Origin of the sequence: Loigolactobacillus rennini DSM 20253, from assembly GCF_001436505.1 — a bacterium.
Classification (GTDB): Bacteria; Bacillota; Bacilli; order Lactobacillales; family Lactobacillaceae; genus Loigolactobacillus; species Loigolactobacillus rennini.
In genome coordinates, this window is the sequence record NZ_AYYI01000023.1 from 1 (window position 1) to 22,750 (window position 22,750).

Here is a 22,750-nt window from a genome sequence, read left to right on the forward strand (position 1 = left end):
CTATACAATTCAGAAATCTTTTATGCATTTACACAAAATATTTTACGCTCTCAAATTAAGTGCTTGTTTTTTAATCTGTTGTTGACCAGGTTTACTCATCATCACACTCCCTTCTTTTTTGTATTTGTTGAAAATAAGAAAAGGGCCTTGATGCCCTTTTCTTAAATTTAGCATTTATGATTTCCTTGGTGACCACTTGTGGCCCAAGCCATTGCACTATTATTAATGGTACAAGTTGTAGCTTTACCCCAGTCAACTGAACAAGAATGTTTACCACATGAAACACCATTGCCATAATATTTCCCACCATTCACCTGGGTCAGTTCCTCTTTACTTAACATCTTGAATTCTTTCATAATTCAACATTCCTTCCTAAAATTTCTCATTATTACGCTGGGAATATAAAAAGTGAGCTCAACTTTCACTCCTCACTGACAAGTATAGTTAGGTTAACCTTGCTCAACATGTTTTATATATTAACGTCTACGAATCAAATATAAACGTTAAAATTATTACTTATCATCTTTAATAAAGCACCATTATCCTGAATTATTCATACCGTAAAAACTGAATGCTTTTTAAAGCTAAAAAGGTCTTTTTAACTAGTTCCCTGGTAAAATGACCGGCCAAGAAATTCAACTGGCGCTTTAGCCGGTTTTTGGGCGCACGTAGCCCCTGAGATCCAATTTAAACCTTAAATTTTACGAGCCCCCACCTAGTGGGGCCATTTGATGGCTTAAATCTTGGCCAACATTTGATAAAACAGCACTTGTTTGACCTGATAACTACTTAGTTTCAGACGCAGACTGGTGGCCGCTGATCAGTTGGAAGATAGTTTGTTCTAGCAAGGTCACATTACTGTGCTGAAAGTAGTGGCGGTCTTCTTGAAAATGGACCAATTTTTTTGCTAAGACGGTAAAATCAAACCCCGCCATTAATTCTTTAACCAAGACTAGCCCAGCATCAGTAGTTAATTCACCACCAATGTGATCGACCCATAATTGGGCGTTGAAATTAAACCGCTTTTCTAGTAAAGTTGCCATAGGAAGAACCCCTCTCTGTGGTTATGTTTAGCAATTTAACTATAACAGAAATGGGGTTCTTTTAATGCATTTAAAAGATTTGCCAATAGTATTGCAACTTTTAAGAAGAATCAACAGTTGTTTCAAACGACCCAATTGCAACAAACTAAAATCGATCATGTCTTTCATTCAACACCAGAAAGCACTGATCTAAAGGTGAATTTAACCAAGGGATTAAGTCAAATTACACTAAAACTAATTTGTACCAAAATTAAAGAACAGAAAAAGCCGTTTACAGCAGAATCACTTGCTAAACAACTTAATTTATCCCATGTCATTGTTCGTAAATACATTGCATTTTTGGAAAAGCATCACGTGTTAACCAGTAAAACTGTTTACCTAAAAGTTGGCCGCCCGTATCAAATTTACCAACTCAACCCAGACTCCCCCTTTACTGTTGGCCAGCTCTGAATTAAATAAGTGCCCTAGCAGCTTGCTATTGAATAGCGATAACTGCTAAGGCACATTTATTTCATTTATTGATGTTTAACTCGTATAATCGCCACCATTAACGTGAATGGTTTGGCCAGTGATAAAACTGCTATCGACAGCTGCCAAGAAAACATAGCTCGGTGCCACTTCATAGGCTTTACCAGCTCTGCCTAAAGGTGTCTCGCCCCAACTTTCTAATTTTTCTTTGGGAAACGTTGCTGGAATTAGCGGTGTCCAGATAGGACCGGGGGCAACTGCATTCACCCGAATATGCCGTTCTAAAATTTCCGTGTTTTGTGATAAGGCACGGGTCCAAGCAATAATTGCCCCTTTAGTTGCTGAATAATCCATTAAAAGTGGATTTCCTTGGAAAGCAGTAATCGAGGCCGTGTTAATGATCGTGCCATACTCGCTTAAATGCGGTACAACCGCTTTGGTTAGATAAAACTGGCCAAATAAATTAGTTTGAAAGGTACGCCCAAATTGTTGGTCACTGATGTCGCCAATTTTTTCTTGCACGTGCTGTTCACCGGCATTATTGACTAAAATATCAATTTGACCAAACTGCTGCAATGTTTTTTGCACAACATCTGCTGCAAATTCAGGATTGCCGACATCGCCTTGGCAGACTAATGCTTGTTGGCCAAGTGCCGTAATTTTTTGTTGAACCGTTTGTGCGTCTTGTGCTGATTCATAGTGAACAATCACGACATCAGCGCCTTCACGCGCATACAATAATGCAACAGCAGCACCAATACCACTATCGCCACCGGTAATAATCGCAACTTTCCCTTTAAGCTTACCGGCTGCATGGTAAGTTGGGTGTTCAATTTCTGGTTTAGGTGAAACATTAGCCCGCTGATCAGCCATTAAATAATCTTCTTTTGGTCGTCGTTGTGTCATCTTAAAACCACCTTTCATTGAAGCAAATTAAGTGTGACCTTTAAGATAGCAAGTTCCCCAAGCAGACACAATAAATATGCGTCTTTGAGCGACAAACTTTAAATGATGACTTCTTCAGTGGTAAACTAATAATAAAGCTTATTTGGGTTAAAAAATTCAAGTGTTCAAATATTTGACCTTTTTTGACCAATGAGCTAAACTAGCATTACACTTAATTGAGTGCTAAAATTATTTTAAACTTGAAACTTTAGGAGGTCACATTATGTTAGTTCCTACAGTCATTGAACAATCTTCTCGCGGTGAACGTGCCTATGATATTTATTCACGGCTATTAAAAGACCGTATCATCATGTTATCGGGTGAAGTCAATGATCAAATGGCCAACACGATCATTGCACAATTACTATTTTTAGATGCACAAGATTCAGAAAAAGACATTTCACTTTACATTAATTCACCAGGTGGCTCTGTAACGGCTGGCTTAGCAATTTATGACACCATGAATTTTGTTAAAGCTGACGTTCAAACCATTGCGATGGGCATGGCAGCATCCATGGCTAGTGTCCTTTTAACCGCTGGTACTAAAGGCAAACGTTTTGCATTGCCAAACTCTACTGTTTTAATTCACCAACCTTTAGGTGGTGCTCAAGGACAGCAAACTGAAATTGAAATTGCTGCCCGTGAAATTTTGAAGACTCGGCAACGCCTAAATAAAATTTTGGCGGACTGCTCAGGCCAAGACTTAGATACCATTCAAAAAGATACTGATCGTGATCATTACATGACAGCACAAGAAGCCAAAGATTATGGTTTGATTGATGGTATTATGACTAATAAAAACAAATAAGCATTAATTGAGCAGTGACAAAATATTTTGCCACTGCTTTTTATTTAATGAATTCTTGTTAATCAATTTAGCGCCAGTAATGATGTATCATTTAGGAGGAAAAATCATGAAAACTGATTCAATCGATCTGACTGCTGTCACTACTCAAGGATTAGTTGTTGGCCAACCAACTGCACTAAATACCATTACTGAATTTGTTAATCTTCGCTGCCCTTTTTGCCGGACTTGGTTTGAAAAAGCAACTCCTGTATTAGAACCATTAATTAAAGCTGGTAAACTAAAACGCATTTTTAAATTCTGGGATAAGCCAAAAGAAAAATTACGCATCGGCAATGTTGCCCAGCACTATTTACCTTATGAAGAACCAACACAAGCTTACCACGCTATTAAATTTCTTTTTGCCCATCAAACTGACTGGCAAAATTTGACACCGAACCAATTAGCAGATTATATGAATCAGCAATTGCAATTAACCGAACAACCTAATGCAACCGTAATTCAGCAAATTAAAAATGAAGTAGTTGCTGCACAGATCGAAACCGTCCCAACTATTATTCTAGGCCAACATATCTTTGATGAGCATATTTCTAGCGCTGAATTAAAACAATTATTAACTCAATTTGTTTAACTATTAAAAATAAGCAGTTAATGCCCGACTAATCAGGCATTAACTGCTTATTTTTATAATGTCACCTTGCCAGCTTTTAAATCTTCTGCGACTTGCATTAATTTTCGCAAGCGATGGTTGATACCCGATTTAGAAATTGCGCCACTAGGTACCCGTTGTCCTAACTCTTTTAAAGTAATGTCAGGATGCGTCAACCGTAATTCCGCAATTTCTTGTAATTTATGCGGTAAACTATCCAATCCGGCAACACGTTGAATCAATTTGATGTTTTCAATTTGTTTGGTTGCGGCATCGATTGTTTTATTTAAATTAGCTGTTTCACAGTTGACTAGCCGGTTAACTGAATTACGCATATCGCGGACGATACGAATATCTTCAAATTTAAGCATGGCACTGGTTGCACCAATCAGCTGCAAGAAATCGGCAATTTTTTCGCCTTCCTTAAGGTAAACAATATAGCCGCCGCGCCGTTCAGTAATCCGTGCATTTAACCCAAATTGATTAATCATCTTGGCAACTTCTTGATTATGTGCCTCGTATAATGAATAAATTTCTAAATGATAACGACTAGTTTTAGGATTGTTCACTGAACCACCAGCTAAAAAAGCACCACGTAAATATGAGCGGATTTTTTGCGTTGAATTAATGACTTCCGTAGACGGTAATGTCGACAATGTGGCCGTTCCGGCTAAAATATGCAAATCTTTAAGTACTTGATTACTACCGTGCTTTAACCGAACAATGTATAAATTATTTTTCTTTAATTTCATTTTACGTCGCACTAATAACTCTGCTTCAATCGCATAATTATTGCGCAATAACGCGTAAATACGCCGTGCTATTGCCGGATTTTCAGTTTGAATGTTCAAAATGAATTGGTGTTGCATAATGCTCAGACTACCATTCATCCGAATCAAGGCCTCGAGCTCTGCACGTGCATGCTCACGATGAACTTCTAAAGTCGTCAATTCCTTTTTGACTTCGCTAGCATAAGATCCCATTGACAGCGCTCCTTTTCTAAAATCTTTGATCCGTTAACACTTAGATATCGTGCGGTTGAAAAGCCAGGTTAAGTAATTCGTGTGCTACCTTATCACCGTTATGAAAAACACCTCGGTCATGTAAAGACAAAAAATTATCGGAAATCACACGACAACCTAATTGACGTAATCCTTTAAAATCATGTTCAACTTGCACCAAATATTCATCATATTTTTGATGATCCAAATAATCAGGCGGAACAGGTTCAGTATTAACTAAAACGGTATCGACAAACTGCGCACCTAAGTGCCGAGCTAATACTCGAACATGGTCAGCATCAGTGAAATGCTCTGTTTCCCCTTTTTGCGTCATGATATTGCAAACATAAGTAACATCAGCTTTAGTTTCACAAACTGCTTTTCCGACATTACTAATCATTAAATTAGGCAAAATACTAGTAAATAAACTACCCGGACCCAAAACAACGGTGTCGGCGTCCATAATTGCTTCAATTACTTGATGGACCGCCTGTGGCTTACTATGAGTGGGATCAGCCGGCGTAACCCAAACATGATCAATATTTTTATCAGCTGCAGTAATTTCTGCTTCCCCGGATAATTCTGTGCCGTCGCTAAAATGTGCGTTTAAGATCAACGGATCGTCACTTGCCGGATAAACATGACCGTCAATTTTCATCATCCGCGACAATTCTTGGACAGCGGCAAAAATATTTGAACGCATTTCCGATAGTGCAGCAATAATTAAATTACCAATGGCATGTCCAGCTAAAAAGGAATCATCGTTATTAAACCGATATTGAAAAATATCCAAATAAATCTGTGGTAAATTGGATAACGCTACTAAAACATTACGAATATCCCCTGGTGGTACAACATTAACATAATCTCGGATAACACCAGAAGAACCACCATCGTCAGCGACAGTGACGATGGCGGTAATTTCTGCATTTTGTTGGTGTAAACTTTTTAAAATGACCGGCAAACCGGTACCACCACCAATCACCACCATTTTAGGCCGGCGGTAATTTGTTGAAAACTTGGTCATGAGCGATTCACTGTTTCCTTTCGTTTATTCATATCACGGTGCGTAATTTCAACTGGATATTGTTGTCCCAGATCTTTTCCTAACCGTTGTGCAAGTGCAACCGAACGATGCTGGCCACCAGTACAGCCAATCGCAATGGTTAAACTGGTTTTACCCTCTTTTTCATAACCCGGCATAATCAAATGCAACATACTGCTAAAGCGCTCATAAAAATCTTCTGTTGCATGCTGTTTCATCACATAATCGTAAACAGCTCGATTCAACCCACTTAATTGTTTGAATTCAGGTACATAGTAAGGGTTGGGCAAAAAGCGAACGTCCATCACAATATCCGCATCAATGGGCAACCCATACTTAAAGCCAAATGACATCACTTCAATGTGGAACGCAGCTGTTTCTTTCAATTTAAAATTCTCAAAAATCTTTTCCCGTAATTGTCTAGGTGTTAACTCAGTCGTGTTGATGATGAGTTGAGAACGATTTTTGATTTCAGCTAATAAGTCGCGTTCTCTAAGAATCCCATCGAGTAAACGTCCTTCCATCGCTAAAGGATGAGAGCGTCGTGTTTCTTTATAGCGTGAAACTAATTCTTCATTTGATGCATCGAGGAAGATAATTTTAGTTGTCACAAAATTTGTATTATCTAAATTTGCCAGCATTTCGTCAATTTGATCGTAAAAAGCACGTGAACGTAAATCAATCACCAGTGCAATTTTAGTTACTTTGCCAGACTGTTTTACTAATTCCCAAAATTTAGGCAGCAAGCTTGGTGGCATATTGTCCACACAAAAATATCCTAAATCTTCAAAACTTTGCATGGCAACCGTTTTACCGGCACCACTCATTCCTGTAATGACAACTAAATTTAAAGTATCTACCATTAATGAACATCCTTTCATGAGTGGTTGCTAATGGCAACGCGTCCTAGTGTCTCGTTAGACGCACTTTTGTAAGTGTAACATACCGGGCGTTTCATTGCTAGTATTACGCAATTGGCACCATCGGCTTGCTGACAAAAAATAAAATAGAGTAGATGGAAGTTAATGCTTCACACCTACCCTTGAGCATACAAACTAATCATTAACTATTTTGCAATGGCTTTTTTGGTACTAGTGCTAACGGTAACCACAAAATAATGTCTATCACACCTAAAATCGTGATCAATCCCAACAGTAATCGTAAACCTAACGCACTGCCGCTAAATAAAACAGGAACTCCTGCCATTACAAACAGCAACATACTGATTGCTAGCCAACCTGTTAGTAGATGGTAACCATAATCAACTTTGATTGCTGCGCCTAACAATGGTAGTAGATATAATCCAGTTAAAATCCCTAGTGCTAGCCACATTCCGGTACCATTAAATACGCTGAGATGGGGCGTGATCGGGTTTGCAGTCAATAACATAATGGTTAGACAGCCAAACAGCCACGAACCCACGCTCAAAAATTTAGCCCGATGTTTCATGCCCAACGCCTCCTAAAGTTAAACTTAACCGTCGTACTTAAAAACTGATAGGCGGAATATCTGCTCCAACTTCATTATACGACATTTTACTAAATAAAGCGCTTAATTCAGCTATAAAATAAAAAAGTGTGCACTTCATTTTTTGAAGCCACACTTTTCAAATTATTTTGCCGTGCTTTCTTTAACAAATTTAGCTCGTTTTCGATCTCGCTTTAATACTGGTTGCAGATATTGGCCAGTATAACTATTTGGTGTTGCCGCAATTTTTTCAGGTGTTCCAGTTGCAATCACTTCACCGCCACCAGCACCACCTTCTGGGCCTAAGTCAATTAAATAATCTGCGGTTTTAATAACATCCAAATTGTGTTCAATAATTAATACAGTATTCCCAGCATCCACTAACCGGTGCAAAACTGCTAGTAGCCGTTTAATATCATCCGCATGAAGTCCAGTTGTCGGTTCATCCAAAATATAAAAGGTTTTGCCAGTTTGCCGCCGATGCAATTCAGACGCCAATTTCATCCGCTGTGCTTCACCGCCAGATAATGTGGTTGCTGATTGTCCTAGCGTGATGTAGCCTAATCCAACGTCCATAATCGTCTGTAGTTTGCGCCGAATTTTAGGAATTGGCCCAAATAATTTTAATGCTTGGGCCACTGTCATATTTAGCACATCCGAAATGTTGTAACCTTTGTAACGCACCTTTAGCGTTTCAGAATTATAACGTGTGCCATGGCAAACTTCACAAGGGACATAAACATCTGGTAAGAAATTCATTTCAATTTTGATAATCCCGTCGCCTTTACATGCTTCACAGCGACCACCTTTAACGTTAAAACTAAAGCGATTTTTCTTATAGCCATGCACCTTAGCTTCATTTGTTTGTGCAAATAGCGTCCGAATATCATCAAACACACTGGTATAGGTTGCCGGATTGCTACGCGGTGTTCGACCAATCGGGCTTTGATCGATATTGACAATTTTATCAATGTTTTTGACACCCGCAACTGATTTATATTTCCCAGGCTTTTGTTTATTATGGTTTAATTTTTGAGCCAACACTCGCTTCAAAATATTGTTGACTAACGTCGACTTGCCGGAACCAGAAACACCAGTAACCACAATGAATTTGCCTAAAGGAAAATCAACCGTAATGTTCTTTAAATTGTGTTCACTAGCACCGCTGATACGGATCTTTTTTCCACTGCCTTGACGTCTTTTTTCTGGTAGCGGAATGTATTTTTTACCTGATAAATAATCACCAGTTAAGGAATGTGGATTTGCGGCTACTTCTGAAGGAGTTCCTGCTGCCATTACACGACCACCATTTTCACCTGCGCCAGGGCCAATATCAATTAAATAATCAGCCGAGCGCATAGTATCTTCATCATGTTCCACCACAATTAAAGTATTACCAATATCTCGCATCGATTTCAATGAGTTTATTAAGCGACCGTTATCCCGTTGGTGTAAACCAATTGACGGCTCGTCTAAAATATATAACACACCCGACAAATTAGAACCGATTTGCGTCGCTAAGCGGATTCGTTGCGCTTCACCACCAGATAACGTGCCTGCTGAACGACTTAAATTAAGATAGTCTAACCCCACATTCTTCAAGAAAGTTAATCGGTCAATAACTTCTTTTAAAATTGGCTTGGCAATCGTCAATTCCTTTTCTGACAACTTTAACTGTTTGAAAAAAGCTAGTGAATCATTGATCGCATAATCAGAAACTTCGCCAATGTGTTGGCCATTTACTTTGACTGCTAATGCTTGGGGATTTAACCGGTAGCCATGACAAACCGGGCAAGTCAGTTCCGTCATGTATTGACGCATCTGTGTCCGGGTGAAATCACTATTCGTACGCTGATAACGCCGCGCCACATTATTGACAACCCCTTCAAAAGTCACATCAACGTCGCGAATACCACCAAAATCATTTTCATAATGAAAATGAAAAGTCTGCTCACCAGCGCCATAAAGCATTAATTTCTGTTGCTTAGCCGGTAATTTTTTAAAGGGTGTATCTAAGTCAACACCAAAAGCGGTGGCAGCTTGTTTTAATAGCTCAGGATAGTATTGGGATGAAATTGGATTCCAAGGCGCTAAGGCACCATCTCGCAAAGTTAAACTCGGATCAGGAACTACTAAATCCTCGTCAACCTCTAACTTGACACCTAAGCCGTCACACTCAGGGCAAGCGCCAAATGGTGCATTAAATGAGAATAGCCGCGGTTCTAGTTCACCGATAGTAAACCCACAATATGGACAAGCATAATGTTCAGAAAATAAAATTGGTTTTCCACCAATGATATCAGCTGTTGCATACCCATCTGATAGTCTTAAAGCCGCTTCAAAAGAATCAAATAACCGTGAACGTGCTTTCCCTTTAACAATAATCCGGTCAATGACGATGTCAATATCATGCTTCTTATTTTTAGCTAATTCAATTTTTTCACTGATATCATGAATTTCGCCATCTACTCTAACACGGACATAGCCTTCTTTTTGAATCCGCTGCAATATTTTTTTATGTTGCCCTTTTTTACCCCGAACAATGGGAGACATAATCTGTAGCCGAGTACCTTCCGGTAAAGCTAAAATTCGGTTAACCATTTGTTCAACTGTTTGGCTGCCAATTTCCGTCCCATCATTTGGACAAATTGGGTGGCCCACACGTGCCCACAGCAAACGTAAATAATCATTAATTTCAGTCACCGTGCCTACTGTCGAACGTGGATTTTTGGAAGTTGTTTTTTGATCAATTGAAATTGCCGGACTTAAACCGTCAATTGAATCAACGTCGGGTTTATCCATTTGCCCTAGAAATTGGCGGGCATAAGCAGATAAACTTTCAACATAACGTCGCTGCCCTTCTGCATACAACGTATCAAAAGCCAGCGAGCTTTTTCCCGAGCCAGATAAACCGGTGACTACCACTAATTTGTCTCGTGGAATTGTGACATCGATGTCTTTTAAATTATGTGCACGTGCACCGTGAATTACAATCTTATCGTTTGCCAAAATGATGCCTCCTATTGACAGAATAAGGACTGAAACAAAAGTAATTTCGTCCCAGCCCTTATTAGCTAACCAACTTTTGTCAAACTGGCATTGATAACTGAACCTGTTGCCAGCTAGCCATTTTACAGTTCAACTTTCATCTTAACGCAGTGTTTACTCAATTTCAGCCTTTAGTTCCAAAATCGTATCCCGTAACGTCGCCGCCTGTTCAAACTCTAGTCCTTTAGCGGCTGTTCGCATTTGTTCTTCTAGGTTGTTGATCATGGTCTTCTGTTGTTTTTTAGTCATATTTGCAAAATCAGGTTCCGTGATCGCACCGTCTTGAGATTCTTTAACTGGTACTGATTTAACAGGTGAAATCAAATCACGAATTTCCTTTTTGATGGTCCGCGGTTTAATGTGGTGCTTTTCATTATAGGCTTTTTGAATCGTACGCCGCCGTTTAGTCTCATCAATGGCGCCCCGCATGGATTCCGTAACCTCATCTGCATACATAATAACCGTTCCATCTACATTACGTGAAGCCCTGCCGATGGTCTGAATTAAAGACCGTTCGCTCCGTAAAAATCCTTCTTTATCAGCATCTAAAATACCAATTAGTGAAACTTCTGGAACATCAATTCCTTCACGCAATAAATTAATGCCAACTAACACATCGAACTTTCCTAAACGTAAATCACGAATGATTTGTGTTCGCTCTAAAGTTTTAATGTCACTGTGTAAATACCGAACCTTAATGCCTAATTCTTTTAAATAATCCGTCAAATCTTCAGCCATTTTTTTAGTTAGCGTGGTAACAAAAACACGTTCATTACGTTCAACCCGTAAATTAATTTCGCCTACCAAATCATCGATTTGCCCCATAATCGGCCGTACTTCAATTTTAGGGTCTAATAAACCAGTTGGCCGAATGATCTGTTCAGCTAACTCATGTGTTTGGCTGTATTCGTAAGGACCAGGCGTTGCTGAAACATAAACAATTTGATGCACATGCTTTTCAAATTCTTTCAGTTTTAACGGGCGATTATCCAGTGCGCTAGGTAAGCGGAAACCATAATCCACTAACATCTGTTTCCGCGCACGGTCACCATTGTACATCCCGCGAATCTGCGGCATAGTAACATGAGATTCATCAATCATAATCAAAAAATCCTTCGGGAAGAAATCTAGCAGCGTATAAGGTGGTTCACCAGGTTTACGCCCGTCCATGTGGCGAGAATAGTTTTCAATACCAGACGTGTAGCCCATTTCCCGCATCATCTCAACATCGTACTTTGTCCGCTGAGCGAGGCGTTGTGCTTCTAATAGTTTATGCTGATCCACTAATTCCTGGTGGCGAACCTTTAATTCCGCTTCAATCCCATTAATCGCGCGGTCCATCTGTTCATCGTTTGTCATAAAGTGGGTTGCCGGGAAAATCGCAACATGATCTCGATCACCGATCACTTCACCTGTAAGTGCATCAACTTCCCGGATCCGGTCAATCTCATCACCAAAAAATTCGATCCGCAAAGCCCGTTCATCACGTGATGCAGGAAAAATTTCCACCACATCGCCTCGTACCCGGAAACGACCACGTTGAAAATCAATATCGTTACGTTCAAATTGAATGCTGACTAATTGGCGCAACAACTCATTACGATCCATTTGCTGACCGGCCCGAATGGACAAAACATGGTCCGCATATTCATGTGGATCCCCTAGACCAAAGATGCTGGAAACTGAAGCAACCACAATCACATCGTCCCGCTCCAACAACGAACTGGTAGCCGAATGACGCAATTTATCAATTTCATCATTAATGCTTGAGTCTTTTTCAATGTAAGTGTCACTGGAAGGCACATAAGCTTCTGGCTGATAGTAATCATAATAGCTAACAAAATATTCCACTGCATTGTGCGGGAAGAATTCTTTAAATTCACCATAAAGCTGGCCAGCTAATGTTTTATTGTGGGCAATCACTAAAGTTGGCTTATTAACTTTGCTGATCACTTCGCTCATGGTAAATGTTTTTCCGGTCCCAGTAGCACCCAACAAAATCTGGGCTTTTTCCCCTTGTTGAATACCTTTAGTTAACTTCGCTATCGCAGTCGGCTGATCGCCAGCTGGTTGATATGGTGATACAAGATCAAAATCACGATGTGGTTCACGCTGAATCAAAAGATAACCCCCTCGGATGCCAAACGAAAAAGAGGTTGTAACAAAAGAATACTTTGTGGCAACCTCTAATTGATGAAATATTTGAAACGCACCAAGCATCTCAACTAATTTCCGAAACAAATCGCTAACTGGCATAGTTGCGACAATAGCCCTTTAACGATTAACTGGTTTAATTTTAGCATAGGGAACATATTTTCGCCACTAGTTTGGTTGATTAATTTTTAGCTGTGATTTTCTGGGTAATTTGACGTAATTTTTCTTGATTGGTGAAATCTTCTGCTAACAAATCCGGTAAAATTTGAGTTAAAAAGTATTGAACACTCGCCATATCAGAAAATTCGACAATCGTATGCAAACTTTCCCGGTAAATTTGCGTAAAGACGGGTTCTGGATTTCCTTTTTGAATTTCGCCAAACGACTCATAAAGCAAATCCACTTTATCAGCAACTGCCAAAATTCGACCTTCCAAGGTGGCATCTTTACCTTCACTTAACCGGCGTCGATATGCTGCTTGGAATTCAGCAGGAATTTCACTTTTGATAAACGATGCAGTTAAATTAGCATCCACATCGGCTAGCATTTGACGTAAAGCAGGAGTCGCATATTTAACCGGCGTTTTAATATCCCCAATAAACCGTTCAGTATAATCATGATTGAGTGCTTTTTCATATAAGGCGCGCCAATTAATTTTTTGACCGGCATTTTCTTCAATATCGCCTAACATCTGCGCAACCTGTGTCACTTTAAAAGAATGGGCGGCAACTGAGTGCTCCTCATATTTAAAATAGCCTGGTGCACGGTGAATCGTCTCCAAATTACTTAAACTTTGTAAATATTGATGCATTCCCATTTTTAGTCACCTACTTTTGAAATTTAAATTGTCCCTATTTTACAGATTTTCAACCTTACTGGCAAGTTAAAACAAGTTGTCCAGATAAATAAGCAGTGAACCATTCAAATTGAACGTGTCCACTGCTTATTTTCACACTGATTAAGCTTTAGCAAAATCTTGTAACGCTTGTTCAAAGGCCGTTAGTTTAGCCGCTGCATCAGTTTCGCTTTTACCAATCGTGCCAACATAGAATTTAATTTTAGGTTCCGTTCCTGAAGGACGAACGGCAATCCAAGTTTTATCAGCTAACAAATATTTCAAAACATTTGCAGTCGGTAACGTCATTTTTTCTTGATGACCGTCCGCAAACTTTTTAGTTTGTTGTGTAAAGTCCTCCACCGCTGTAATTTTAACGCCATTGAAGGCGGTCGGCTGATTTTCACGGAATTTTGTCATCAATTGTGCCATTTTATCATGACCACTGACACCTTCAAAAGTTTGTGAGACTGTTTTTTCTGCATAATAGCCATACTGCTTAAACAAATCTTGCAAGCCATCATACAGCGTCTTACCTTGTTTTTGATAAAAAGCAGCAATTTCTGCTAATAACAGTAACCCTTGGATGGCATCTTTATCCCGGACAAATGGCCGGATCAATGAACCATAACTTTCTTCAAAGCCAAACATATAAGTCTGACTGTGGTCCGCTTCATATTGTTTGATTTTTTCGCCGATAAATTTGAAACCAGTTAACACATCTAACATTTTAACGTGGTAATGATGTGCAATTTGCGTGGCTAACTCAGTTGAAACAATTGATTTAATGACTACCGCATTGTCGGGTAAAGTGCCAGCTGCTTGATTAGCCCGCAGGATGTAATCTAACATCAACGCAGCAATTTGATTCCCATTTAATAAGCGATAGTTGCCATCTGGCTGTCTAACAGCTGTCCCTAAACGATCTGCATCTGGATCAGTTGCAATTAAGACATCCGCATTTTCTTGTTTGCCTAACTTAATCGCCATATCAAAAGCTTCTGGAAACTCTGGGTTTGGATAAGGAACCGTCGCAAATTCCGGATCTGCAATTGCTTGCGGTGTCACAAACTTAAACTGTGTAAAGCCAGCATTGGTTAGTGCCTTTTCTCCTAGCATTTTGCCTGTACCATGTAATGGTGAATAAACTAATTTTAATTTAGGTCCCACTTCATCCACTAAGTTTTGGTTAATGGTGATTTTTTTAACGTTAGCTAAATAAGCTTCATCCACGTCTTCACCAATTAATGTCATTAACTTAGCAGCCCTTAAGTCTTGTATAGCAACTGTTTTAATGTGAAAAAGGTCAGTTACTTGACGGACATAACGGGTGATCAAATCAGCTTCCTTAGGCGGCATTTGCCCGCCATCAGGGCCATAAATTTTATAGCCATTATATTGTTTTGGATTATGGCTAGCTGTAATCATAATACCGGCATAAGTGTGCAAATGCCGAACAGCAAACGATAGCTCTGGTGTTGGCCGTAAACCATCAAACACAAAACTTGGTATCTGATGCGCACCTAAAACTTGTGCAGCTTCATGCGCAAATAATTCAGAATGATACCTTGAATCAAAACTGATTGCAACACCACGTTTTTTGGTTGCTGGATCTAAAGTATCCATAAACCGCGCAAGCCCTTCTGTTGCTTGGCGAACCGTATAAATGTTCATACGATTAATGCCAGGTCCCATGATGCCCCGCATTCCTGCAGTGCCAAACGTCATCGGTTGATAAAAAGCATCCTCTAATTGTTCTTGATCAGAGATTGCTGTCAATTGTTTTTTTAAATTAGCATTTAATTCTGGATAAGCTACCCAAGCTTGGTAAGTTTCTTGCCATGCCAATTGCTCCGCCTCCTTATCATCATTCAATAACAGTATACTACAAAAGTTAGCACTGCACTAAATATGCTCGACAAGATGATCAACGTGTTGTACTTGGCACAGTGCTGCATTAAAAATTACCCTGCTGCAAAGTTTTTTCCGCTTAACTTAAAAATGGTGCACAACTCAGTTTATGAGTTGTGCACCATTGATAATTAAGCGTTATTAACTAACATGAGTTAATCTGCTACTTTTTGTTTCATTTTATCGTCTAATTCTTGAATATAGTTAAAGGCTTCCTGTCCAGCTAAACCACCATCACCTACGGCCGTGGTAATCTGACGTAAAGTCTTTTTCCGAACATCACCTAAGGCTAAAATGCCAGGAACAGCTGTCCGCATGTGGTCATCAGTTTTAACCCAACCTTTTTCATCTAAAATGCCTAAGTTTTTAAACGGCTCAGTCAATGCATCAATGCCGACATAAATAAATGTCCCACTAGCTGGTAGCGTATGGCTTTCACCACTAACTTTATCGACATAACGCACACCAGTAACCTTTTGATCGTCCCCTAAAATTTCTTTAGTATCAGCATTCCAAACAAAATCAATTTTTGGATTATCAAAAGCGCGTTGCTGTAAAATCTTTTGTGCACGTAACTGATCCCGCCGGTGGATAATTGTTACTTTAGATGCCAATTGAGCTAAATAAATGCCCTCTTCAACAGCAGAATCACCACCACCAATGACAGCAACTTCCCGATCTTTAAAGAAAGCCCCATCGCAGACAGCACAGTAAGAAACACCGCGACCGCTGTATTGATCTTCACCTGGAACACCTAATTTACGGTGGTCAGAACCAGTCGCAACGATGACTGCTTTAGCTTGATAATCACCATCGTCAGTATGAACTAATTTATATTGGCCTTGGTCTTCAACTTGAGTAACATTACCATAAACGTATTCTGCCCCAAATTGTGTTGCCCCTTCGTACATTTGCTTAGCTAAATCTGGGCCTAAAACTGATTTAAAGCCCGGATAATTTTCAATTTCAGCCGTATTATTCATCTGGCCACCATAAATGCCGCGATCAATAATAATAACGGAAAGGTTCGAACGTGATGCATACAATGCAGCGGTTAAGCCACCTGGCCCTGCACCAATTACGACAACATCTGCCTGCTTCGTCATGGTCATTCCTCCATCTTTTAAGTTTCTATTATCAGCATACGCTGAGGGTCAAATAAAGTCCAACATATTGCTTACTTTTAGTTAGAAGATCTAAGCCCGTACTAATTGAGATAATAATGTTTTAGCTTCTGCTTTAAAATCTGTCTGGCCACTGGCTAGATAAGTTTTTACTGCAGTGAGACTTTGCTCAAAATCGTTATTAAAGGCGTAACAAGTCGCTAAAAAGTAATCAATTTCTGGATGTTGCTTTTCATAAGCTGGTTGAATTTTTTCTAAACATTGAATTGCTTCATAATACTGTTCAGCATATTGTAAACAAATTGCTAATTGACAATTAGCAAAAACAAAATCGTCATCTGTTTTTGCCAACGACTGCGCACGTTTTAAATAAATCACTGCTTGCCGATAACGGTGCTTAGAAAATGCTGTCATTCCTAAATTAAAATAAAACTCACAGGATGGTAAAAAAGAAATAACTTCCCCCATGGCACTTGGTTTCCTCCCTTAAATTGAACCAATTTGACCGCTTACATTCATCATAGCATATCTAGGCACATTTACTTTAAAAAATTTCTTATTTTAAGCCAATTCCATTTTACCTTCACGTCTCATCAGATTAGCAATCTCAGTCCGGATATCTTTTTGCTGGTATAATACATGATAAATTGCGGTGGTAATCGGCATCTCCACTTCTTTTTGCTGCGCCAATTCATAAGCAGCTTTCGTGGTAGCAACACCTTCAACCACCATTCCCATATTTTGCAAAACTGTTTTAAGTGTTTGTCCTTGGCCTAATTGATTGCCAGCCCGCCAATTTCGTGAATGAACACTAGTACAAGTGACAATTAAGTCCCCAACACCAGATAAACCAATAAAAGTTAATGGATTTGCGCCAAAAGCAGCCCCGAGCCTGCTAATTTCGGCTAAGCCCCGAGTCATTAACGCCGCTTTAGTGTTATCACCATAACCTAAACCATGCAAAGCCCCTGCACCGATGGCGATAACATTTTTTAATGCTGCGCCCATTTCAACACCGACCACATCGGGATTGGTATAAACACGGAAATAGTCGTTCATAAATAATTGCTGAATCACTTCAGCGGTCTTTAAATCCGCCGAAGCAGCCGTTAATGATGTAATATCACCTGCAGCAACATCTTCAGCATGACTAGGACCAGACAATACCACGATTGCTTGTCGTAACTGCACGGGGATTTCTTCCGCTAAAACACGGGATAAGCGTTTATGCGTCTGCTGTTCCAATCCCTTACTTGCATGAACAATTAACGGTTTAATGTGTAAATCTGCCAAGGCTTTAACCGTCTGTTTTGCAACAGAGCGCGTCGCATTAGTTGGCACAACAAATAAAACAACTTCAGCCGCAGTCAATGCTTTTGTTAAATCTGACGTTGCTGGTAATTTAGCATTAAGTTGAAACTTAGGCAGGTAATGTTGATTGGTGTGTTGCTGATTAATTTCTGCTACTTGCTTAGGGTTACGCGTCCACAATGTTACCGCGTTCCCATTTTCAAATAACAAATTTGCTAAAACTGTGCCCCAAGAACCGGCACCTAAAACTGCAATTTTTTTCATAAAAACTTTCCTTTCACCCTGAGCGATCAGGCTATGGTTTAGCCAGATAATCTGGTAGCAATGGTTGGTAGTACCGGCGCGCCCACCATAAAATTAACGCACCAAAGAAAAAGACTAAGGATAATACTTGTGAAATCCGCAGCGTATTAAACAACATTAAACTATCGGTACGCATGCCTTCGATAAAAAAACGGCCAAAAGCATACCAACCGACATAAGTTAAAAAGACTTCACCACGTTTAAATAAATGCTTGCGGTGCCGCAGTGCCAATAAAACAATAACACCTAATAAATCCCAAATTGATTCATATAAAAAAGTAGGCTGACGAAACGCACCATTGATATACATTTGCTGAATAATAAAATCGGGTAAATGTAATCCTTGCAAAAAACTCAACGTTGTTTGAGCGCCAAAAGCCTCTTGATTCATAAAATTCCCCCACCGACCGATCGCTTGGCCTAATAAAACAGTGGGAGCAGCAATATCCAACACTAACCAAACGGGTAAATGACGTTTGCGGCAAAACACGAAAACGACAATGGCAGCGGCGATCAAGCTACCATAAATTGCCATTCCACCATGCCAAATGGCGATAATTTCGCTGGGATGCGCGGCATAATACGGCCATTGGAAAATAACGTAATATAATCGGGCCCCGATAAGTGCGAAAGGTAAAGCCCACAAAATCATATCAAATAACGCATCAGTTGATACCTGCCGCCGCTGTGCTTCCCTCATTGCCAAAATGACGGCTAAAACAACACCAGTGGCAATGATGATGCCGTACCAATGGATTTCTAAAGGACCTAACCGCAAAGCAATCGGGTCTAAAGCTGCTAACATCAAGCTTTGCCACCATCCTTCTTAGGATCCGCTGGTGAGTTCGGCAAAGCATCACTAGCTTCATCTTCTAAACTATTTTTTTCGATTAATTGCTGTAAATTTGATTCAAAGGTTTTGGCTGCGTCATACCCCATTGCCTTTGCGCGGTAGTTCATCGCCGCCACTTCGATAATAATCGCTAAGTTACGGCCAATTTTAACAGGAATGGTAATTTCGGGTAACTTCACATTAAAAATCTGCATGGTCTTTTCACCATTACCCAAACGGTCAAATTTTTTGTCATCCGTCCAAGTTTCAAGGTGCATCACCACTTGAATTGGCGTCGCACTCCGAACGGCCCCAGCACCAAAAAGATTCATCACGTCAATGATGCCAATACCGCGGATTTCCAATAGATGGCGTAAAATAGCAGGTGCTTCACCGATTAATGTCTGCTCATCCTGCTCATAAACTTCCACCCGGTCATCAGCAATTAAGCGGTGACCCCGCTTGACTAATTCTAAAGCCGTTTCACTTTTACCAACACCTGAAGCTCCTGTAATTAAAACACCGATCCCATAAATATCCACTAAAACGCCATGAATCGAACGTCTTTCTGCCAACCGACCTTCTAAATAGTCTGTCATTAAACTAGACAACCGCGTTGTTGCTAATTTAGAACCCAAAATGGGGATCTTGGCTTCCTTAGCAGCCTGCAGCATTTCTTTAGGTGCCGGTAAAGAGCGGGAAATAATAAAAGCTGGCGTATCTGAACCACACATCCGCCGAAAAATCATTAACCGTTCTTCTGGTGTCATTTTTTTAGTAAACGAAATTTCCGTTCGACCAAATAATTGCACCCGTTCATGGGGGTAATAATTAAAGTAACCGGTTAGTTCTAATCCAGGACGTGAAATATCACTAACCGTAATTAACCGGCGATTTAAAAAATCAGCTCCGGCATAAACAGTTAAATGTGCCTGTTCAACTAATTCATTGACTTTAACACTTTGTACCATAGGACAAACTCCTCACTATTGACTGATACAGTCACTTACTTTATATATTAACCGTTCATCGCTAATAATCAATTTAACACTAATAATTAGCTTACCATATTCACAACAGTTCAAAAATAGTTTTACCAGATATTCAAACTTATTTAAGGTGAAACTTGGTTAACTATAAAAAAGCGTACTGAAGAGGCAAACCACTTCAGTACGCTTAAAATACAGCCTTTTATTTAAGAACGGGCAAAACGGTCGGTAACAATAGCGTTGACCAATGATAGAATAATCGCCGCAAACATTGATGCACCAAAACTACTGAAAGCAAATCCAGTTCCAACAAACGCTGCAGTTAATTGCAACATCAAGGCATTGATCACAATACTGAATAAGCCTAAAGTTAAAATGGTAATTGGCAACGACAAAATCAATAAAATCGGCTTGATTAAAGCGTTCAAAATTCCTAACACAAGACTAGCCCCAAGTGCGACCCAAACTGTAGCAACATGAATCATTTGGGGAAAGAAACCCGCTAATGCTAAAAAAATCAGTGCATTAACCAATACGCGTTTCCAAAACCCCATTAAAAATCACTCCAATCATCCTCGTCTTGGACTCTAACATCACGCGCCTTTTTACGAGGCCGCCGTTGACTATGATGCCGTTGCTGCCGATAATTTGAACGGCCATAACGCTGCCATGGTTCTGGACCTTTATGTGCTGAACGACGTAACAGTAAGAAAATCCCTAAAATCAGTAACGGGCCTGCTAACAACCGTAGTGGCAACCATAAAAATACTAGTAAGAAAAAAAGTAACACCATAAAAGGAATACAGAAGAGTAAAAATAAAAAGGACATTAAAAATCACTCCAATCATCGTCTTCAGTATGCGTCGCTTGTTGTTCATTTATTGAATCCCCGCTTTGTGGCCGTTCGGGGATTACTAACATCAAGATAATGTACAGCGTAATCCCAGGGAATCCCATTGAAAAAAGGCTCACAACAGTATAAATAATCCGCACCAAGCCTGGTTCAAGATTAAAATATTCCGCAATCCCGCCTAACGCACCACTGATGACACGTTGATCTGATTTATATAATCGTTTGCCCTTCATTTAGTTCGCCCCTCATCACTAGATTCATTGCCGGTTACTTAGTTATCCCGTTCGTTTTTAATTTGTTTGCGTATCTTTTAATAAAATGTTACCAGAAGTTGTTGTCAATTCCAATTTAGCAGGTGGTTCATTGAGGTTACGCTCAAAATCGTAAATAGAGTTTCCCGTGTTATGCCGCTGATCTCTGATGGTGATCTCACTTAACCGCGATTTAATCGCACCAAACCGCGTTTTACTGTGTCCAGTCACTGCTAAATCTACCGGTAGTGCCACTTTGACATTACCATTAACCGAACTTGCTACTAATTTAGTCAGCGTAGTTTCAGTTAATGTTGTTTTAACATCACCATTAACCGTCGTCAACTCTGCTGATTCAATATTACTGAGCAACCGGATCTGACCATTAACTGTGTTGATTAACGTATCGATCAACCGGCCACCAGCTACTTTAATGTTGCCATTAATTCCTTCTACTTCAAGCATTGAAGCATTAACACCGGTGAAAGTTAGTTGACCATTCGTGCTTTTAATGTAGAGATCATCACCTTCAAAATCATCGATGGCAATATCACCGTTTAGTAATTTAATGGTCGTGTGGTTATAAGTCCGCTGTGGCAAATAAAAAGTTAAATCAGCCTGAATTCGTTTGTTAGGTACTTTAAACGTTAATGTGTCAGCAGTATTATTTAATTCACTACGTTGTAAAAAGTTTTCCAACGGACTTTCTGATTCCATTTTACCAAATAATTTAACTTGTGCACTGACCTTAATATCTGGTCGGTCCCAACGTTTAAAGTTCACGTCTCCATTTGCGACTTTAACATCTAAAATAGTCGCAGTGGCATTTTCATAAATAAAATCATGTTCAAATTTAGTGGTTGCAATACCAGGGACTTTAACGTTAACTTCTTTCCAGTCAACGTTATCCATAATTGAATGAGCCGTGTTTTTAATAAATTTGCCTAATTGATTGCTAACATCGCCAACCTTTTCACCCATTTGATTTAAAGTATCACTGGCGGAATCTCGCCAATCATCACCTAAATTAAGCTTTTCTGTTATTTTTTTCTTGTCTTCTTGGTGTTTCAGTTGCCGAAATTGATTCAATTTTTTACGCAAATCCGCTTTTTTATCTTTTAAAATTGCAAGTTGGCTTTCTGCTTTGCCAATTGCTTCTTTTGTTTGATCCCGATCAGCTAATTTTTCAGCTGAAAGCGTCTCAAGATCTTCCATTGTATTTAGAACTTCTAAATGTTCTTGTTGCTTTTTCAAATCTTGCTCAGCTTGTTTTAGCTGCTCTTGTACTTTTTGCAACTCGTCTTGAACAGCCGCTAGTTGTTGTTGATCAACTTGCGCGTCTTCTGTGGGTTCCTCCGCTGTCTCTGTCGTTTTATCGGCTTTAGTTTGTTCTGCCGTGCTTTTATCCTGTGCTAAATTTTCTAATAACATCAAGGCTTCTTCGGTCGAAATGACACCTTGTTTGACTAAATCAAGAATACGTTCACGTTCATTCATGGTTTTATCCTCCTTGATCGCCGGCTTGGACTTAAATCTGAGCGTCTATTTTGAGCGTCTTCATTTAAAAACTGACGTTCATCTTTTATTATTTGCCGTATATTTATTATCGCTTTGATTGTCATAAAAAGCATAGGCCCTAAGATGGATTTTGCCCTCCGCTATTTGGTGGAACTCATTTTCGGCGTCTTTAATGCCATGATGTCATTAATTTATCTT

The 22,750-nt window shown here is 39.6% G+C and carries 23 protein-coding genes; 3 read left to right on the forward strand and 20 right to left on the reverse strand.

Annotated elements, in window-relative coordinates:
* Positions 1–167: 167 nt before the first annotated feature.
* Positions 168–356, reverse strand: a complete 189-nt coding sequence (locus tag FC24_RS03745; protein ID WP_057873540.1) for a leucocin A/sakacin P family class II bacteriocin — start codon at positions 354–356, stop codon at positions 168–170.
* 429 nt (positions 357–785) lie between these two features.
* Positions 786–1,043: a transposase gene (locus tag FC24_RS03750; RefSeq protein WP_057873541.1), complete on the reverse strand. Its 258-nt coding sequence runs from the start codon at positions 1,041–1,043 to the stop codon at positions 786–788.
* Between the two features lie 117 nt (positions 1,044–1,160).
* Between FC24_RS03750 and FC24_RS03755 the strand changes: the two genes are divergently transcribed.
* Complete coding sequence (locus FC24_RS03755) at positions 1,161–1,493, forward strand: HTH domain-containing protein (RefSeq protein ID WP_057873542.1); 333 nt, start codon at positions 1,161–1,163, stop codon at positions 1,491–1,493.
* A gap of 75 nt (positions 1,494–1,568) precedes the next feature.
* Here FC24_RS03755 and FC24_RS03760 read toward each other — a convergent pair whose 3' ends face one another.
* Positions 1,569–2,417, reverse strand: a complete 849-nt coding sequence (locus tag FC24_RS03760; RefSeq protein WP_083485620.1) for an SDR family oxidoreductase — start codon at positions 2,415–2,417, stop codon at positions 1,569–1,571.
* Between the two features lie 262 nt (positions 2,418–2,679).
* Between FC24_RS03760 and clpP the strand changes: the two genes are divergently transcribed.
* Positions 2,680–3,264 (forward strand): ATP-dependent Clp endopeptidase proteolytic subunit ClpP, encoded by a 585-nt coding sequence (gene clpP / locus FC24_RS03765; RefSeq protein WP_057873544.1) that lies wholly within the window; start codon positions 2,680–2,682, stop codon positions 3,262–3,264.
* 106 nt (positions 3,265–3,370) lie between these two features.
* Positions 3,371–3,892, forward strand: a complete 522-nt coding sequence (locus FC24_RS03770; protein ID WP_057873545.1) for a thioredoxin domain-containing protein — start codon at positions 3,371–3,373, stop codon at positions 3,890–3,892.
* A gap of 53 nt (positions 3,893–3,945) precedes the next feature.
* Here FC24_RS03770 and whiA read toward each other — a convergent pair whose 3' ends face one another.
* The 17 genes from whiA to liaX form a co-directional block, all read right to left on the reverse strand.
* A complete protein-coding gene (gene whiA / locus FC24_RS03775; RefSeq protein ID WP_057873546.1) occupies positions 3,946–4,893 on the reverse strand; it encodes a DNA-binding protein WhiA in 948 nt (315 codons plus the stop codon).
* Between the two features lie 40 nt (positions 4,894–4,933).
* The gene (locus FC24_RS03780; RefSeq protein WP_057873547.1) at positions 4,934–5,938 is read right to left on the reverse strand and encodes a gluconeogenesis factor YvcK family protein; all 1,005 of its coding nucleotides are present in this window, start codon (positions 5,936–5,938) and stop codon (positions 4,934–4,936) included.
* On the reverse strand, positions 5,935–6,819 hold the full coding sequence (gene rapZ / locus FC24_RS03785) for an RNase adapter RapZ (RefSeq protein ID WP_057873548.1): 885 nt from the start codon (positions 6,817–6,819) through the stop codon (positions 5,935–5,937). The genes FC24_RS03780 and rapZ overlap by 4 nt, the downstream gene beginning before the upstream one ends.
* Positions 6,820–7,018: 199 nt before the next feature.
* Positions 7,019–7,405, reverse strand: a complete 387-nt coding sequence (locus FC24_RS03790; RefSeq protein WP_057873549.1) for a hypothetical protein — start codon at positions 7,403–7,405, stop codon at positions 7,019–7,021.
* 162 nt (positions 7,406–7,567) lie between these two features.
* Complete coding sequence (uvrA, locus tag FC24_RS03795) at positions 7,568–10,432, reverse strand: excinuclease ABC subunit UvrA (RefSeq protein ID WP_057873550.1); 2,865 nt, start codon at positions 10,430–10,432, stop codon at positions 7,568–7,570.
* A gap of 153 nt (positions 10,433–10,585) precedes the next feature.
* Positions 10,586–12,592 carry an excinuclease ABC subunit UvrB gene (gene uvrB / locus FC24_RS03800; RefSeq protein ID WP_057873551.1) on the reverse strand — a complete coding sequence of 669 codons (2,007 nt, stop codon included), beginning with the start codon at positions 12,590–12,592 and terminating at the stop codon, positions 10,586–10,588.
* A 214-nt stretch (positions 12,593–12,806) separates the two neighbouring features.
* Positions 12,807–13,442, reverse strand: coding sequence for a YfbR-like 5'-deoxynucleotidase (locus tag FC24_RS03805; protein WP_057873552.1), 636 nt, complete (start codon positions 13,440–13,442; stop codon positions 12,807–12,809).
* 141 nt (positions 13,443–13,583) lie between these two features.
* Entirely contained in the window at positions 13,584–15,308 is a 1,725-nt protein-coding gene (locus tag FC24_RS03810) for a phospho-sugar mutase (RefSeq protein ID WP_057873553.1), read from the reverse strand.
* 218 nt (positions 15,309–15,526) lie between these two features.
* Positions 15,527–16,477 carry a thioredoxin-disulfide reductase gene (gene trxB / locus FC24_RS03815; protein WP_057873554.1) on the reverse strand — a complete coding sequence of 317 codons (951 nt, stop codon included), beginning with the start codon at positions 16,475–16,477 and terminating at the stop codon, positions 15,527–15,529.
* A gap of 90 nt (positions 16,478–16,567) precedes the next feature.
* Positions 16,568–16,963: a tetratricopeptide repeat protein gene (locus FC24_RS03820; protein WP_057873555.1), complete on the reverse strand. Its 396-nt coding sequence runs from the start codon at positions 16,961–16,963 to the stop codon at positions 16,568–16,570.
* Positions 16,964–17,056: 93 nt separating this feature from the next.
* Positions 17,057–18,070, reverse strand: a complete 1,014-nt coding sequence (locus tag FC24_RS03825; protein WP_057873556.1) for an NAD(P)H-dependent glycerol-3-phosphate dehydrogenase — start codon at positions 18,068–18,070, stop codon at positions 17,057–17,059.
* Positions 18,071–18,101: 31 nt separating this feature from the next.
* On the reverse strand, positions 18,102–18,914 hold the full coding sequence (gene lgt, locus FC24_RS03830; protein WP_057873557.1) for a prolipoprotein diacylglyceryl transferase: 813 nt from the start codon (positions 18,912–18,914) through the stop codon (positions 18,102–18,104).
* A complete protein-coding gene (gene hprK / locus FC24_RS03835; protein ID WP_057873558.1) occupies positions 18,914–19,912 on the reverse strand; it encodes an HPr(Ser) kinase/phosphatase in 999 nt (332 codons plus the stop codon). Before hprK ends, lgt begins: the two co-directional genes overlap by 1 nt.
* Positions 19,913–20,136: 224 nt before the next feature.
* Positions 20,137–20,484, reverse strand: a complete 348-nt coding sequence (locus tag FC24_RS03840; RefSeq protein WP_057873559.1) for a phage holin family protein — start codon at positions 20,482–20,484, stop codon at positions 20,137–20,139.
* On the reverse strand, positions 20,484–20,759 hold the full coding sequence (locus FC24_RS03845) for a hypothetical protein (protein ID WP_057873560.1): 276 nt from the start codon (positions 20,757–20,759) through the stop codon (positions 20,484–20,486). The genes FC24_RS03840 and FC24_RS03845 overlap by 1 nt, the downstream gene beginning before the upstream one ends.
* Positions 20,759–21,016 carry a PspC domain-containing protein gene (locus FC24_RS03850; RefSeq protein ID WP_057873561.1) on the reverse strand — a complete coding sequence of 86 codons (258 nt, stop codon included), beginning with the start codon at positions 21,014–21,016 and terminating at the stop codon, positions 20,759–20,761. Before FC24_RS03850 ends, FC24_RS03845 begins: the two co-directional genes overlap by 1 nt.
* A 57-nt stretch (positions 21,017–21,073) precedes the next feature.
* On the reverse strand, positions 21,074–22,531 hold the full coding sequence (liaX, locus tag FC24_RS03855) for a daptomycin-sensing surface protein LiaX (RefSeq protein WP_057873562.1): 1,458 nt from the start codon (positions 22,529–22,531) through the stop codon (positions 21,074–21,076).
* Between the last annotated feature and the right edge of the window lie 219 nt (positions 22,532–22,750).